Origin of the sequence: Streptomyces paradoxus (genome assembly GCF_014202475.1) — a bacterium.
GTDB lineage: Bacteria > Actinomycetota > Actinomycetes > Streptomycetales > Streptomycetaceae > Streptomyces > Streptomyces paradoxus.
Map to the genome: position 1 here is coordinate 124,918 of NZ_JACHGV010000010.1, position 14,108 is coordinate 139,025.

12 protein-coding genes are annotated in these 14,108 nt (G+C 72.2%); 8 read left to right on the forward strand and 4 right to left on the reverse strand.

Annotated features, from left to right (window positions below; all coding sequences use genetic code 11):
- The first annotated feature begins 161 nt into the window (after positions 1 to 161).
- A complete protein-coding gene (gene cimA / locus HNR57_RS29375; protein WP_184564667.1) occupies positions 162 to 1,766 on the forward strand; it encodes a citramalate synthase in 1,605 nt (534 codons plus the stop codon).
- Between the two features lie 31 nt (positions 1,767 to 1,797).
- Here cimA and HNR57_RS29380 read toward each other — a convergent pair whose 3' ends face one another.
- Positions 1,798 to 2,457: an SLATT domain-containing protein gene (locus HNR57_RS29380; RefSeq protein ID WP_184564669.1), complete on the reverse strand. Its 660-nt coding sequence runs from the start codon at positions 2,455 to 2,457 to the stop codon at positions 1,798 to 1,800.
- A 141-nt stretch (positions 2,458 to 2,598) separates the two neighbouring features.
- On the opposite strand from HNR57_RS29380, the gene HNR57_RS29385 reads away from it, so the two are divergent.
- Positions 2,599 to 3,954, forward strand: coding sequence for a hypothetical protein (locus HNR57_RS29385; protein WP_184564671.1), 1,356 nt, complete (start codon positions 2,599 to 2,601; stop codon positions 3,952 to 3,954).
- Positions 3,955 to 4,307: 353 nt separating this feature from the next.
- Here the strand turns inward: HNR57_RS29385 and HNR57_RS29390 are convergent, their stop codons facing one another.
- Positions 4,308 to 5,333, reverse strand: coding sequence for a DMT family transporter (locus tag HNR57_RS29390; protein WP_184564673.1), 1,026 nt, complete (start codon positions 5,331 to 5,333; stop codon positions 4,308 to 4,310).
- 72 nt (positions 5,334 to 5,405) lie between these two features.
- Between HNR57_RS29390 and HNR57_RS29395 the strand changes: the two genes are divergently transcribed.
- Together HNR57_RS29395 and HNR57_RS29400 are read left to right on the forward strand one after the other, a co-directional pair.
- Entirely contained in the window at positions 5,406 to 5,990 is a 585-nt protein-coding gene (locus tag HNR57_RS29395) for a TetR/AcrR family transcriptional regulator (RefSeq protein WP_246555060.1), read from the forward strand.
- A 39-nt stretch (positions 5,991 to 6,029) separates the two neighbouring features.
- A complete protein-coding gene (locus tag HNR57_RS29400; protein ID WP_184564675.1) occupies positions 6,030 to 6,608 on the forward strand; it encodes a YdeI/OmpD-associated family protein in 579 nt (192 codons plus the stop codon).
- A gap of 110 nt (positions 6,609 to 6,718) precedes the next feature.
- Here the strand turns inward: HNR57_RS29400 and HNR57_RS29405 are convergent, their stop codons facing one another.
- Together HNR57_RS29405 and HNR57_RS29410 are read right to left on the reverse strand one after the other, a co-directional pair.
- Entirely contained in the window at positions 6,719 to 7,504 is a 786-nt protein-coding gene (locus HNR57_RS29405) for a S1 family peptidase (RefSeq protein WP_184564677.1), read from the reverse strand.
- A 218-nt stretch (positions 7,505 to 7,722) separates the two neighbouring features.
- Positions 7,723 to 8,331, reverse strand: a complete 609-nt coding sequence (locus tag HNR57_RS29410; protein ID WP_184564679.1) for a YceI family protein — start codon at positions 8,329 to 8,331, stop codon at positions 7,723 to 7,725.
- 363 nt (positions 8,332 to 8,694) lie between these two features.
- Between HNR57_RS29410 and HNR57_RS29415 the strand changes: the two genes are divergently transcribed.
- The 4 genes from HNR57_RS29415 (at position 8,695) to HNR57_RS29430 (ending at position 14,004) form a co-directional block, all read left to right on the forward strand.
- Positions 8,695 to 9,552 (forward strand): SDR family NAD(P)-dependent oxidoreductase, encoded by an 858-nt coding sequence (locus HNR57_RS29415; RefSeq protein WP_184564681.1) that lies wholly within the window; start codon positions 8,695 to 8,697, stop codon positions 9,550 to 9,552.
- 111 nt (positions 9,553 to 9,663) lie between these two features.
- Positions 9,664 to 12,036, forward strand: a complete 2,373-nt coding sequence (locus tag HNR57_RS29420) for a polysaccharide lyase 8 family protein (RefSeq protein WP_246555062.1) — start codon at positions 9,664 to 9,666, stop codon at positions 12,034 to 12,036.
- Positions 12,037 to 12,190: 154 nt separating this feature from the next.
- A complete protein-coding gene (locus tag HNR57_RS29425) occupies positions 12,191 to 13,774 on the forward strand; it encodes an acyl-CoA carboxylase subunit beta (RefSeq protein WP_184564685.1) in 1,584 nt (527 codons plus the stop codon).
- A gap of 35 nt (positions 13,775 to 13,809) precedes the next feature.
- On the forward strand, positions 13,810 to 14,004 hold the full coding sequence (locus HNR57_RS29430; protein WP_184564687.1) for an acyl-CoA carboxylase subunit epsilon: 195 nt from the start codon (positions 13,810 to 13,812) through the stop codon (positions 14,002 to 14,004).
- Positions 14,005 to 14,108 lie beyond the last annotated feature (104 nt).

Here is a 14,108-nt window from a genome sequence, read left to right on the forward strand (position 1 = left end):
CGTCGTCCTCGACCCGCGCGCAGACCTCTCGCACCCGCGAGAGGTTTTTCGCATTTCTGGCCCACCCACAGCCGGAGGCGAGAGCGCGAGGGAGTATGTGAGGGCGGTGGAGCCGGTCATTCCGGTACGACCGAGATCCCATTCTCAGGAGCCTTGAGACCATGACCGCTACCAGCGACCTCGACGATTCGTTCCACGTCTTCGACACCACCCTGCGCGACGGCGCCCAGCGTGAGGGCATCAACCTCACCGTCGCCGACAAGCTGGCCATCGCACGGCACCTGGACGACTTCGGCGTGGGCTTCATCGAGGGCGGCTGGCCGGGCGCGAACCCCCGGGACACCGAGTTCTTCGCCCGCGCCCAGCAGGAGATCGACTTCCGGCACGCCCAGCTCGTCGCGTTCGGCTCCACCCGCCGCGCCGGCACCACCGCCGACCAGGACCCGCAGGTCAGGGCGCTCCTGGAGTCCGGCGCCCCGGTGATCACGCTGGTCGCCAAGTCGCACGACCGCCATGTCGAGCTCGCCCTGCGCACCACCCTGGACGAGAACCTGGCGATGGTCCGCGACACCGTGTCCTTCCTCAAGGAGCAGGGCCGCCGGGTCTTCATCGACTGCGAGCACTTCTTCGACGGCTACCGGGCCAACCCCGAGTACGCCAAGGCGGTCGTCCGTACGGCGTCGGAGGCCGGCGCGGACGTCGTCGTCCTGTGCGACACCAACGGCGGCATGCTCCCGGCGCAGATCCAGGCCGTCGTCTCCACGGTCCTCGCCGACACCGGCGCCCGTCTCGGCATCCACGCCCAGGACGACACGGGCTGCGCGGTCGCCAACACCCTGGCCGCCGTCGACGCCGGCGCGACGCACGTGCAGTGCACGGCCAACGGCTACGGCGAGCGCGTCGGCAACGCCAACCTCTTCCCCGTCGTGGCGGCCCTGGAGCTCAAGTACGGCAAGCGGGTCCTGCCCGAGGGGCACCTGCGGGAGATGACGCGCATCTCGCACGCCATCGCCGAGGTCGTCAACCTCACCCCCTCCACGCACCAGCCCTACGTCGGCCTCTCCGCCTTCGCCCACAAGGCCGGATTGCACGCCTCGGCGATCAAGGTCGACCCGGACCTGTACCAGCACATCGACCCCGAGCAGGTCGGCAACACCATGCGCATGCTGGTCTCCGACATGGCCGGGCGCGCGTCCATCGAGCTCAAGGGCAAGGAACTCGGCATCGACCTCGGCGGCGACCGCGAACTGGTCGGCCGGGTGGTCGAGCGCGTGAAGGAACGCGAGCTCAAGGGCTACACGTACGAGGCGGCCGACGCCAGCTTCGAACTCCTGCTGCGCGCCGAGGTCCAGGGCGGGCCGCTGCGCTACTTCGAGGTCGAGTCCTGGCGCGCCATCGTCGAGGACCGGCCCGACGGCTCCCACGCCAACGAGGCCACGGTCAAGCTGTGGGCCAAGGGCGAGCGCATCGTCGCCACCGCCGAGGGCAACGGCCCCGTCCACGCCCTGGACCGGTCCCTGCGCGTGGGCCTGGAGAAGATCTACCCCCAGCTCGCCCAGCTGGAGCTCGTGGACTACAAGGTCCGCATCCTGGAGGGCAAGCACGGCACCAACTCCACGACCCGCGTGCTGATCTCCACGTCCGACGGCACGGGGGAGTGGTCGACGGTCGGCGTCGCCGACAACGTCATCGCCGCCAGCTGGCAGGCCCTGGAGGACGCGTACACCTACGGGCTGCTGCGCGCGGGAGTCGCACCGGCCGAGTAGCCGCGGCCCGGCCGGGTGCCCGGGGCGGGTGTCACATCGCCGTGTCCCGGGACCGCGGGACCGGGACCTCGCCGCCCCGCTCGCGGCCGGGGGCCCGGTCCAGGCGGAAGAGGCCCGCCGTGTGGGAGCGCTGACCGGTGGCGGTGGCCGTGGAGCGGGTCAGCTCCTCGACGCCGTCGGCCAGATAGCCGATCCACGCCGCGCCCTCGTCCTCGATGATGCGCTGCGCGTCGGCCCGCAGCCGCTCGATCACCCCGAGCAGGGCGGCCTGCTCCTTGTCGCTGGGGGAGTCGGTGGTCCTCAGGAACGCCTGCGCCCAGTCGGACTGCGCCTTCTTGAGGATCTGCTGCAACGCCATCTCCGCACGGATGTAGCGGGTCCACGATGCCGAGAACCCGAAGATCCGGTCGAAGAGCACGCAGCCCGCCCCGCCGGCCAGGAACACGAAGCCCCACTCGGGCTGCACGGCCGTGGGCGCGGCCGCGTGCACCAGCGGCGTGATCGTGCCGACTATGCCCAGCAGTGTGGCGAGCGCCCGCAGCGAGCGCGACCACAGTGACGGTCCCCGGCGCCGCGCCAGATACCAGCCGATCGCCGAGGTCACCTCCGCCTCGGCATGCCGGAACAGCTCCCACAGCAGGTCGGCCCGCGTACGCGAGCGGTCCAGCTCGGTCAGTTCGGACACCGTCATGTCCGCGGCCCTGCGTCTTCCGAACATGCCCCTGTTACCGCCCTTCCTGGATGGCCAGAGGCATCCTAGGCCCAGCCCCGGCCATAAATCCCTGCCTCACCGGATAACCCTTTATGGGTGGTTTCGGGTAGCTTCGAACATATGAAGGCCGCACTGGTGCGTACCGTCGTACGTCTGCTGATCGTGCCGGTCGCCGCCGTACTGGCGGTGCTGCTGGCCGGTGCGCCGGGCGCGCACGCGGCCACCGACCTCACGGAGGTCGCCCAGGAACTGCGCGAGAACCCCGTCTACGTCGATCCGGCCGCCTCCGGGCAGCTGGCGGCATCGGACGCCGAGGCGCTCGCCGACAAGATCAAGGACGCGGACAAGCCCGTCTTCGTGGCGGTCCTCCCGGCCGGTTATCCCACGCAGGACCTCTTCCGGAACCTGCGCACGGAGACCGGCATCACCGGCCTCTACGGCATCCACCTCGGTGACCGGTTCGACGCCCGTGCCGACAGCTCGGTGATGAGCCGGCAGGCGGTGTCCAACCTGGTCACGGCGGTGCAGGGCGCCGGCGACACCAAGGCCCAGCTGAACGACTTCGTCGACGACGCCCTGCGCAACGTGGGCGGTTCGGCGCCGAGCAGCTGGAGCGACGGCTCGGGCACCGACGTGCCGGTCGGCGGCCTGATCACGATCGGCGGGCTGGTCGCGGCCGGCGGCGCGGGCGCGTACACCCTGGTCCGCCGCAACCGCCGCCGCCACGAGGAGGAGCAGCGGGCCGCGCTGGAGAAGCTGCGGGTGGTCGTCGACGAGGACATCACCGCGTTCGGCGAGGAACTCGACCGCCTCGACTTCCACCCCGGGGAGCCCGGCGCCGACGACGCGATGCGCACGGACTACGAGCGTGCCCTGGACTCCTACGAGCGGGCCAAGTCCTTGATGGCGGCCGCGGCGAAACCGGAGGACGTCCGTGCCGTCACCGAGGCCGTGGAGGACGGCCGGTTCTCCCTGGCCCGGCTCGCGGCCCGCCGCGAGGGCGGCGCGCTGCCGGAGCGCCGGCCGCCCTGCTTCTTCGACCCGCGCCATGGCCCCGCCGTCGCTGACGCCTCCTGGACGCCCTCGGGCGGCGCAGCCCGCGAGGTCCCGGTCTGCGCGGCCGACGAGCGGCGTCTCGCCGAGGGCCGCGACCCCGCGATCCGCGAGGTCGACACGGACCTCGGCCGCCGTCCCTACTGGGAGGCCGGACCGGCGTACGGCCCCTGGGCCGGCGGCTACTTCGGCGGCGGCCTGCTGCCCGGCCTCCTCGTCGGCACCATGCTCGGCAGCATGATGGCCGCCCCCGCCTACGCGGCCGACTACGGATCCGGCTACGGCGACTTCGGCGGCTACGAGGGCGGCGACGTGTCCGGCGCGGACTTCGACACCGGCGATTACGGTGGCGATTTCGGAGGCGGGGACTTCGGAGGCGGCGGAGGCTTCGGCGGGGGAGGGGACTTCGGGGGCGGGTTCTGAGCCGAGGCGTGGGTGCCGGGGGCGGGCACGCGAGCTCAGTGCCGTGTAGCTCCTGGCCCGTGGCTCGCTGCTGCCGTGCCGCCACCCCGGCGACCGCGAACGCCAGGGCCACCAGAGCCGCGCTGACCCACAGCGGCCCCCGGTACCCGAACCCCACGCCGATCACCGCACCCCCGGCCCAGGGCCCCACCGCCGCACCCACGTTGAACGCGGCCGTCGCGAAGCCCCCGGTCACGCTGGGCGCGGGCTGGTGCGCCCCGGCCCTCGGGGCCGGGCACCCGGTCCCGGCACCAGCAGGGTGACGAGCAGCCGGGGGCTGCGCAGCGACCGCAGTTCACCGCGAGCGGGCGGCCTCAGCGGCCCGGCATCGGCGTCACGGACAGCCACCGGAGAGCCGGTGGCCGCACTCTGGACGCCTCGGGGCCGGACATGGGCGGCAGGTCAGGCGGACCCGGGCGACCGGGTCCACCGGTTTCCCCCGGCTCCGCCCGGGCGGCGGTCAGGGTCGTGTCCCTCCGGCCGCCGCCACGATGGACGATGATGACCGCGGCGAGACAGACGGTCAGCCCGAGGGCGGTCTGAGCGCCGAACGGCTCACCGAACATCAGCGCGCCCCAGACCGCGGTGACCGGGGCCATCAGGAACATCAGCGTGTTGACCTTGGTGACGCCGGCGCGCTTCAGGATCAGCCAGTACAGCCCGTACCCGCCGAACGTGGACAGCCCCACGAGCCAGGCGACCGCCACCCAGAAGTCCCACCGGCCGGGCGGCGCGGCGGCGCCGGTGCCCAGGGCCAGTACGGAGAAGAGGACCGCGCTGGTCGCGCAGTGCACGGTCAGCGACACCGACGGGGTGACCCGCGAGCGGGAACGGCTCTCCAGGAACGTCGCCGCGACCAGGGACAGCATGCCGAGCAGCGGCACGGCGTACGCCCACCAGGCCACGTCGCCGCCGGCCGCCGCGTCGGCCAGCGTGACCACGGCGACGCCGCTCAGCCCCAGGCCCAGACCGATCCACTGCCGGCCCGAGACGTACTGCCCCAGCAGCGGGCCGGCGAGGGCGCCGGCCACGAGGGGCTGGACGCCGTCGATCAGGGCCGTCGTACCGCTGGAGACGCCGAGCTGGATGGCGTAGTAGACGCTGAGCAGGTAGCCGCTCTGCGAGAGCACGCCGATCATGGCCTGCCGGGTCAGATCGCGGGTCGTCAGGCCCCGCCAGGCCGATCGCGTGAGGACGGCGACGACCACCAGGACGACGGCCAGCGGCAGGAACCGCCACATCAGGATCGTCGGCGCGGACGCGCTGCCGGCGCCGAGCTTCGCTCCGATGAAACCGGAACTCCAGCACAGGACGAAGGCGAGGGAGAGCAGGATGTTCACGACATCACAACCAGTAGACAGATCGGTTTACCCGTTCCCCCGTCACTATACAGATCGGTATAGTCGAGTGTCATGGGGACCACCGCGCAGAACCCGCGCCGGATCACGATGACGCCCGCCGCCCGCCGTGCCCTGACGGCCGCCGGCCGGCTGTTCTACGAGCGCGGCATCCACGCCGTCGGCGTCGACCTCATCTCCGCCGAGGCCGGCGTCACGAAGAAGACGCTCTACGACCGGTTCGGCTCCAAGGAGCAGATCGTCGTGGAGTACCTGGCGGACCGCGACGAGCGCTGGCGGGCCTTCCTCGGCGAGCGCCTCGACGCGGTGGGCCCGGACCCCCGCGAACGCGTCCTGGCCGTGTTCGACGCCTCGCGCGCCTGGGCGGCGGAGTTCAGCCCCAGGGGGTGCAGCATGGTCAACGCCCACGCGGAGATCAGCGACCCCGCCCATCCGGCCCACCCGATCATCACCGGGCAGAAGCGGTGGATGCTCGCCCTGTTCACCCGCTTCGCCGAGGAGATCGCGCCCACGACGGCGGACTCGACGGCCCGGACGCTGATGCTCCTGCACGAGGGCGCCCTGGTCGCCCATGGCCTGGGCGTCTTCCCGGACGCCATCCCCCAGGCCCGCGAACAGGCGCGCCTGCTGCTCGCATAGCGGACGGCAGCTGTCCTACTTCCTCCCTACGGTGATGCCATGACCACTTCCGACGGCTCCCGCCCGCTCTCCTTCGAGACCGTGGCCGACCTGGACGCCTGGCTGGCGGCACACCCGGCCCCGCACCCCGGCCTCTGGGTCAGGGTCGCGAAGAAGGGCTCGGGCGTCCCCTCCGTCAGCGCCGCCGACGTCAACGACCTGGCGTTGTGCCACGGGTGGATCACCGGGCAGCGCAAGGGACTTGACGAGTCGCACTACCTCCAGCGGATCACCCCGCGGCGCCCCGGCAGTCTCTGGTCCATGGTCAACGTCCGGCGCGTCGAGGAACTGACCGCCGCCGGGCGGATGCGGCCCCGCGGGCTCGCGGAGGTGGCGTCCGCACGGGCGGACGGCCGGTGGGACGCGGCGTACGCGTCCCAGAAGGAGGCCGAGGTCCCGGCCGACCTGGCGGCGGCCCTGGCCCGCAGCCCCCGCGCCGCCGCGGCCTTCGGGGCCCTGGGCCGTACGGACCGCTATCTGGCGATGCTCGGCGTACTCCGAGCCAGGACGGCGAGAAGCCGCGCCGCGCAGGTGACGGCGACGGTGAAGAACCTGGAGGCCCGGGCCTCTGCCCCCTGAGCCTCACGGCGTGGAACGACCGGCGTGGCGACCGGCACCTGTCCAGCACGACGAAGGCCGCACCGGACGGGCCCGGCACCGAAGCGGCGCCGGGCCCTGGAAGCCGCCGGTCAGAGGGTCGATGCCGCCGAGGCGATGGCGGAGGCGAAGGTGGAGACCTCCGTGTAGACGCCGGGCGCCTCGGGCCGGGCGCAGCCCTCACCCCAGCTGACGATGCCGACCTGGATCCAGCCGCCGGCGTTGTCCTTGCGGAACATCGGGCCGCCGGAGTCGCCCTGGCAGGTGTCGACGCCGCCCGCGTCGAAGCCGGCGCAGATCTCCTCGCTCGCGACGAGGCCGCTGTACAGACCGCCGTAGGCCTTGCACGCGGCGTCGCTGACGAACGGCACGGTCGCCTTCAGGAGGTAGCGCTGCTGGGAGCCGCCCTCGCGGTTCGCGCCCCAGCCGGCGACGGTGAAGTCACCGGTGTTGTACTGCGAGGTCGTGGCGATCTTCAGCGTCGGCAGGTTGATGGGCTGGGCGAGCTTGATGAGCGCCCAGTCCTTGCCGGTGCCGTTGTAACCGGGGGCACGCAGCACCTTGGTGGAGCGCACCTGGACCCGGCCGCTGGTGGACTGGAGGTCGACGACGCCCGCGGTGGCGGTGATGCTCGTGTTGTTGCCCGAACTGCCCACGCAGTGCGCGGCCGTGAGCACGATCTGCTGGGTGTAGAGCGCGCCGCCGCAGCCCATGGAGAGCCGGACCATGAACGGGAACTCGCCCTGTGCGGCCCGGGTCCCGCCGACGACGGGCGACGGCGCGGCCTGCGCGGCGGAAACGGGCTGGAGACTGGCGATCGCGAGCGCGGCGGCGCCGAGGGCCGCGCATCTCTTGAGGGCCGTGAGGAGTCTCTTCAACGTGATGCCTTTCGTGGGGGGTTGACTGGGGAGGTGCAACCGAAGCATCAGATTGACGAGAACATGACAGCAGCAGGAGCAAAAAGAACGTCCATGTGCTGGCATGGACTGGTCAAAATAGCGCTGCTGGATTATGAGAACGCCGGCAGTCTTTGCACAAGGGGCGGGAACCGGCCAGACCGGCCCGGGGCGGTGTCACCGGGCCGGTCCCGCGGGGCTCACGCGTTCCGGATGGCGGAGATGTCGAAGTTGAGCTTGATCTTGTCGGAGACCAGGACGCCACCGGTCTCCAGTGCGGCGTTCCAGGTCAGGCCCCACTCGGAGCGCAGGATCTCCGCCTTGCCCTCGAAGCCGACGCGCTCGTTGCCGAAGGGGTCCTTCGCGGCGCCGTTGAACTCGAGGTCGATGGAGAGGGGGCGGGTGGTGCCGAGGATCGTCAGATCGCCGGTGATCCGGTAGTCGTCACCGCCGAGCGCCTCCGCCTTCGTGGAGCGGAACGTCATGGCCGGGAACTCGTCCGCCTTGAAGAAGTCCGCGCTCTTGAGGTGTCCGTCGCGGTCGGCGTTGCCCGTGCTGATGCTGTCCATCACGACGTCGATGGAGGCCGTCGACCGCGACGGATCGCCGCCGTCGAGGTGGAGCGTGCCGGTGAAGTCCCGGAAGCTGCCCTTGACGTTGGTGACCATGGCGTGCCGGGCGACGAAGCCGATCGTCGAGTGCGCGGGGTCGATCGTGTAGTCGCCGGTCAGGGCGGCCAGCTCCGGGTTCACGGCACCGGTGGCGGTGGCGGTGGCGGTCCGGGCGTCGTTGCGGCTGAAGATGCTCATGGTGTGTACGCCTCCTGCGTGGGATGTTGAATCTTTAACTACTCCAACGCGACCCACCGTAGACCTATTCCGTTCAATGTTCAACTTCTTCGGTGGAGGAGTTTCCCACCGGCTCGCCGCGCACCTCGTCCGTACCCCCGCTTGGCGCAATCACCCGGCCCGTTGGGGTGGTGGTCCCGCCGGATGCGGCGCACCGCGTCGGCACGCGGCCGACCCCGCGCCCGGGGTGCGGTGGGGCGGCGGCACCCGGGCCCCGCCGGACCACCCTGCGGTGGCGGCGTACGGCGAGACGGGGTTCCGTTTTCAGTGACCGTATGGAGACAGACGAGACCACGGCGGACGCACAGCGCAGGGGAGCGACTCGTGACACTCACCGGCTCCGGCTCGGCCTACGACCCACCGGCGGACCCCGCCCCGCGCCGCTCCACGGCCCCGATCCCGGTCCGGGTGAACCAGTACGGACCGCCGCGACGGCTCGACCGGCGCGTCGCCCTCGTCACCGGAGCCTCCTCCGGCATCGGGGCGGCCACGGCCCGGCGGTTCGCCATGGACGGCTGGCAGCTGCTCCTCAGCGGACGCGACCGGCGCCGCCTGGAGCAGACGGCGTCCGGCACCACGGCCGTCGTACTGCCCGCCGACCTCGCCGCCCCGGACGGCCCGCGCCTGCTGGCCCAGTCCGCGCTGCACACCACCGGCCGGATCGACGTCCTGGTCGCCGGGGCGGGCATGGGCTGGGCGGGCCCCTTCGCCACCATGCCGCACACCGACATCGACCGGGTGCTGACCCTGGACCTCAACGCCACCCTCCACCTCGTGCGCGAGGTGCTGCCCTCCATGATCGCGGCGGGACGCGGCCGCGTGGTGCTGCTCGGCTCGGTCGCCGGCTGCGTGGGCCTGCGGGAGGAGGCGGTGTACTCCGCCGCCAAAGCCGGTCTGGCCGCCTTCGCCGAGGCGCTGCGCCAGGAACTGCGCGGCACGGGCGTGGGCGTGACCTTCGTCGTGCCCGGAGCGGTCGACACGCCCTTCCACACCCGCCGCGGCAGGCCCTACGACGGCACCCGCACCGGCCTCCTCTCGCCCGGCTGCGTCGCCGGCACGATCTGGGAGGCCGTCCGGCAGAACCGCGACGAGGCCTACGTCCCCACCTGGCTGACCGTCCCCGGCCGGGTCCGCGGCCTCGCGCCGGGCCTGTACCGCCGTCTGCTGAACCGCTTCGGCTAGGGCCTGCCGTCTGGATGACAGCTCCTGGCTCCCGCCCGCCGTTCCCCCGTTCCGGTCACTCCGGCCGGATCCACCATTCAGGTGGGCGCCTCCCCGTGGTAGGGCATGGGCATGACTCCCCAGCGCCGCGTCTTCCCCCGCCGTACGGCCGGGGCCGCCGCCCTGTTCCGCCCCGGCCGCCGCGCCCTGCTGCTGGCGGCCGCGGCCCTGGCGGCGACCGGGGGCGCGGCCCCCGTGGGCCGGGGCACCGACGCGCCGGGCGATCCGTACGACACCCTCCGCCGCCGCTGGCTCGGCATCTCCCTCGGCACCGGCTACGACCCCACGGCCGAGCCCTACGCCGCCCGGCTCGCCGAGACCGGCGCCCTGGCCCGCGACCTGCGCGCGAGCATGGCCCCGGCGGCGCGTTCCCTCTGGCCCGGCCACCCCTTCGACCCGCCGGCGGGCATCACCCTCAGCTACGGCCGGCTGTGGACCATGACCCGGGCCTACCTCCAGCAGGGCACCGGCTCGACCGCCGACCCCGCCCTCCTCGACGGCATCCTGCGCGGCCTGGACCACCTCTCCGCCACCGTCTACAACCCCACCACCACCCGCTACGGCAATTGGTGGGAGTGGCAGATCGGCAGCCCCCGCCTCCTGACGGACATCACGGCCGCCCTGTACGAGGAGCTGGGGGAGGCCCGGGTCGATGCCGCCTGCGCCGCCGTCGACCACTTCGTCCCCGACTCGGCCCTCGCCGACTACAGCGGCACCTCCACCGGCGCCAACCGCGTCGACCTGTGCCGCTCCGTCGCCCTGCGCGGCATCCTGGGCCGCGACCCCGCCAAGATCGCCCTCGCCCGGGACGCCCTCTCCCCGGTCTTCCCCCACGTCACCCGCGGCGACGGCCTCTACGCCGACGGCTCGTTCGTCCAGCACACCTGGGTCGCCTACTCGGGCACGTACGGCCAGGTCATGCTCGACGGACTCGGCCGGCTCCTCGCCCTGCTCGCCGGATCCGACTGGGAGGTCACCGACCCGAACCGGCAGATCGTCCTCGACAGCGTCGAGCGCGCCTACGCCCCGCTCATCCACGACGGGCTGGTGATGGACAGCGTCAACGGCCGGGCCATCAGCCGCGGTCACCTCACCACCGACGACCGCGAGCTGCTGCGCAGCGACCACTACCACGGCCACCAGCTCATCGCCGCCATCGCCCTGCTCACGGCCGGCGCGAGCCCCGCCGAACGCGACCGCTGGCACGCCCGTGTCAAGGGCTGGATCGAACGGGACACCGTGGCCCCGATCCTGACGGCACCCCAGTTCGGCGTCGCCGAACTGGCCCGGCTGCACGCCATCGCCGGCTCACCCGTCCCGGCCGCGCCCGAGCCCCCCGGGCACCACCTCTTCGCCGCCATGGACCGTGCCGTCCACCGCGGCGCAGGATTCACCGTGAACATCGCCATGGCCAGCGACCGCATCGCCCACTACGAGTGCGGCAACGGCGAGAACCCCCGCGGCTGGCACACCGGCGCGGGCATGGTCAGCTGGTGGGCCGAGGGCACCGGCGACCAGTACACGGACTGGTTCTGGCCGACCGTCGACTGGTACCGGCTGCCCGGCACCACCGTCTCGACCAAGCGGCTCGCCGACCGCGAGGGCGGCGAGTGGGGCACGGCCCGCCCGGACACGCGCTGGGTCGGCGGCACCACCGACGGCACCTGCGCGGCCCTCGGCCAGCACCTCAAAGGCCTCGGCTCCACCCTCGAAGCCCGCAAGTCCTGGTTCTGCGTCGCGGACGCGGTGATCTGCCTCGGCGCCGGGATCACCTGCGCCGACGGCGTCCCGGTCGAGACGATCGTCGACAACCGCAACCTCGGCGCATCCGGCACCCAGCGCTTCGTCAAGGGCCCCAACTGGGCCCACCTGGAGGACCACGGCGGCTGGATCCTGCTCGGCCGCGAGCCCAAGGCGCTGCGCGAGGACCGCACCGGCGCCTGGTCCGACATCAACACCGGCGGCACGCGGGAGCGGTGCACCCGCCGCTGGCAGACCCTCTGGCTCGACCACGGCACCGACCCCGAGGACGCCACGTACGCCTACGTCCTGATGCCCGGGGCCTCCCGCCGCGCGGTCGCGCGCCGTGCCACCGACCGCCACTGGCTGTCGGTCCTCGCCAACGACGCCGCCCGCCAGGCGGTCACCGTGCCCTCCCTCGGCTGCACGGCCGCCACTTTCTGGCGGGCGGGGACGGCGGGCCCGCTCTCCGCCTCCGGGGGCGCCAGTGTGCTGATCGTCCGGCGGGGCCGTACCGCTACCCTCTGCGTGAGCGAACCGCCCCGTACGGGCGAACCGCTGGAAGTCGTCTGGGACCACCCGGTCCGGCGGGCCGACCGCGCGGACGAGACGGTCGAGGTGCTCTCCACAGGCCGCCGGCTGCGCGTGCGCGTCACTCCGGGGGAGGCATGTGCCACACATGTCTGCGAGGTCACTCTCGCCTGACCGCTTTGTGCGACCCCTACAAGCGACACGCCCCCTGAGCAGTCGGAAAGGCTCAACCCCGCCACGGTTCTGTTCAGGGGTGCCAGGAAAACACGCCGGAGACTGTGAGGAGTCGACGGCCCGCATTCCTCGCTCGGCTTCGTAAGGTCACTACATGACCGTTTTGGATGAGGCGCCGGGCGAGCCGACCGACGCGCGCGGACGCGTGGCCGAACTGCACGAGATCCGTGCGCAGGCGGTGGCCGGACCGAGCGAGAAGGCGACCAGCGCGCAGCACGCCAAGGGCAAGCTGACCGCGCGGGAGCGCATCGAACTCCTCCTCGACCCGGACTCCTTCCGGGAGGTCGAGCAGCTGCGCCGGCACCGGGCCACGGGCTTCGGCCTGGAGGCCAAGAAGCCCTACACCGACGGTGTGATCACCGGCTGGGGCACGGTGGAGGGCCGCACGGTCTTCGTCTACGCGCACGACTTCCGCATCTTCGGCGGCGCGCTGGGCGAGGCCCACGCCACGAAGATCCACAAGATCATGGACATGGCCATCGCGGCCGGTGCCCCGCTGGTGTCGCTGAACGACGGCGCCGGCGCCCGCATCCAGGAGGGCGTCTCGGCGCTCGCCGGCTACGGCGGCATCTTCCAGCGCAACACCAAGGCCTCGGGCGTGATCCCGCAGATCTCGGTGATGCTCGGCCCGTGCGCCGGCGGCGCGGCCTACAGCCCCGCCCTCACCGACTTCGTCTTCATGGTCCGCGAGACCTCGCAGATGTTCATCACCGGCCCGGACGTCGTCAAGGCGGTCACCGGCGAGGAGATCACGCAGAACGGCCTGGGCGGCGCCGACGTCCACGCCGAGACGTCCGGCGTCTGCCACTTCGCCTACGACGACGAAGAGACCTGCATCGCCGAGGTCCGCTACCTCCTCTCCCTGCTCCCGCAGAACAACCGCGAGAACCCGCCCCGCTCGGAGTCCTCGGACGCGGCCGACCGACGCTCGGACGTCCTCCTGGACCTCGTCCCGGCGGACGGCAACCGGCCGTACGACATGGCCAAGGTCATCGAGGAGATCGTCGACGACGGCGACTACCTGGAGGTCCACGAGCGCTGGGCCCGCAACATCATCTGCGCGCTGGGCCGGATGGACGGCCAGGTCGTCGGCATCGTGGCGAACCAGCCGCAGGCCCTCGCGGGCGTGCTGGACATCGAGGCCTCCGAGAAGGCGGCCCGCTTCGTCCAGATGTGCGACGCGTTCAACATCCCGATCATCACTCTTCTGGACGTCCCCGGCTTCCTCCCGGGCGTCGACCAGGAGCACGGTGGCATCATCCGCCACGGCGCGAAGCTCCTCTACGCCTACTGCAACGCGACCGTGCCGAGGATCTCCCTGATCCTGCGGAAGGCCTACGGAGGTGCGTACATCGTCATGGACAGCCAGTCCATCGGTGCCGACCTCACCTACGCCTGGCCGACGAACGAGATCGCCGTCATGGGTGCGGAGGGTGCGGCCAACGTCATCTTCCGCCGCCAGATCGCCGACGCCGAGGACCCCGAGGCCATGCGGGCCCGCATGGTCAAGGAGTACAAGTCCGAGCTGATGCACCCCTACTACGCGGCCGAGCGCGGCCTGGTCGACGACGTCATCGACCCCGCCGAGACCCGCGAGGTGCTCATCAAGTCCCTCGCCATGCTCCAGACCAAGCACGCGGACCTGCCGTCCCGCAAGCACGGCAACCCGCCGCAGTAACCCTGCGGACATCTTCCTCACGGAGACTGACACCCATGGAATCTGCTGATATCCGCGTCGAGAAGGGCCACGCCGAGCCCGAGGAGGTCGCCGCCATCACGGCCATCCTCCTGGCCCGCGCCGCCGCCCGCCCCACGGACACGACCCCGGCCCACCGCGGCCGCATCAAGGCGGGCTGGCGCCGCCTGGAACGCGAGCCGGGCTTCCGCGCCCCGCACAGCTGGCGCTGACGCCTCCACGCCCTCACGGCCCCGTCCTCCTTCGGGAGGGCGGGGCCGTGGTGCTTGGCCGGCGGACGGTCACGTCCACGTCCACGCCGGGGAAGTCGAGGGCC

Excerpts from the sequence above, each read along its gene's own strand:
- cimA (WP_184564667.1), top strand. The coding sequence starts at position 162 with ATGACCGCTACCAGCGACCTCGACGATTCGTTCCACGTCTTCGACACC.
- HNR57_RS29430 (WP_184564687.1), top strand. The coding sequence starts at position 13,810 with ATGGAATCTGCTGATATCCGCGTCGAGAAGGGCCACGCCGAGCCCGAG.
- HNR57_RS29400 (WP_184564675.1), top strand. The coding sequence starts at position 6,030 with ATGACCACTTCCGACGGCTCCCGCCCGCTCTCCTTCGAGACCGTGGCC.
- HNR57_RS29425 (WP_184564685.1), top strand. The coding sequence starts at position 12,191 with ATGACCGTTTTGGATGAGGCGCCGGGCGAGCCGACCGACGCGCGCGGA.
- HNR57_RS29420 (WP_246555062.1), top strand. The coding sequence starts at position 9,664 with ATGACTCCCCAGCGCCGCGTCTTCCCCCGCCGTACGGCCGGGGCCGCC.
- HNR57_RS29380 (WP_184564669.1), bottom strand. The coding sequence starts at position 2,457 with ATGACGGTGTCCGAACTGACCGAGCTGGACCGCTCGCGTACGCGGGCC.
- HNR57_RS29410 (WP_184564679.1), bottom strand. The coding sequence starts at position 8,331 with ATGAGCATCTTCAGCCGCAACGACGCCCGGACCGCCACCGCCACCGCC.
- HNR57_RS29395 (WP_246555060.1), top strand. The coding sequence starts at position 5,406 with ATGGGGACCACCGCGCAGAACCCGCGCCGGATCACGATGACGCCCGCC.
- HNR57_RS29385 (WP_184564671.1), top strand. The coding sequence starts at position 2,599 with ATGAAGGCCGCACTGGTGCGTACCGTCGTACGTCTGCTGATCGTGCCG.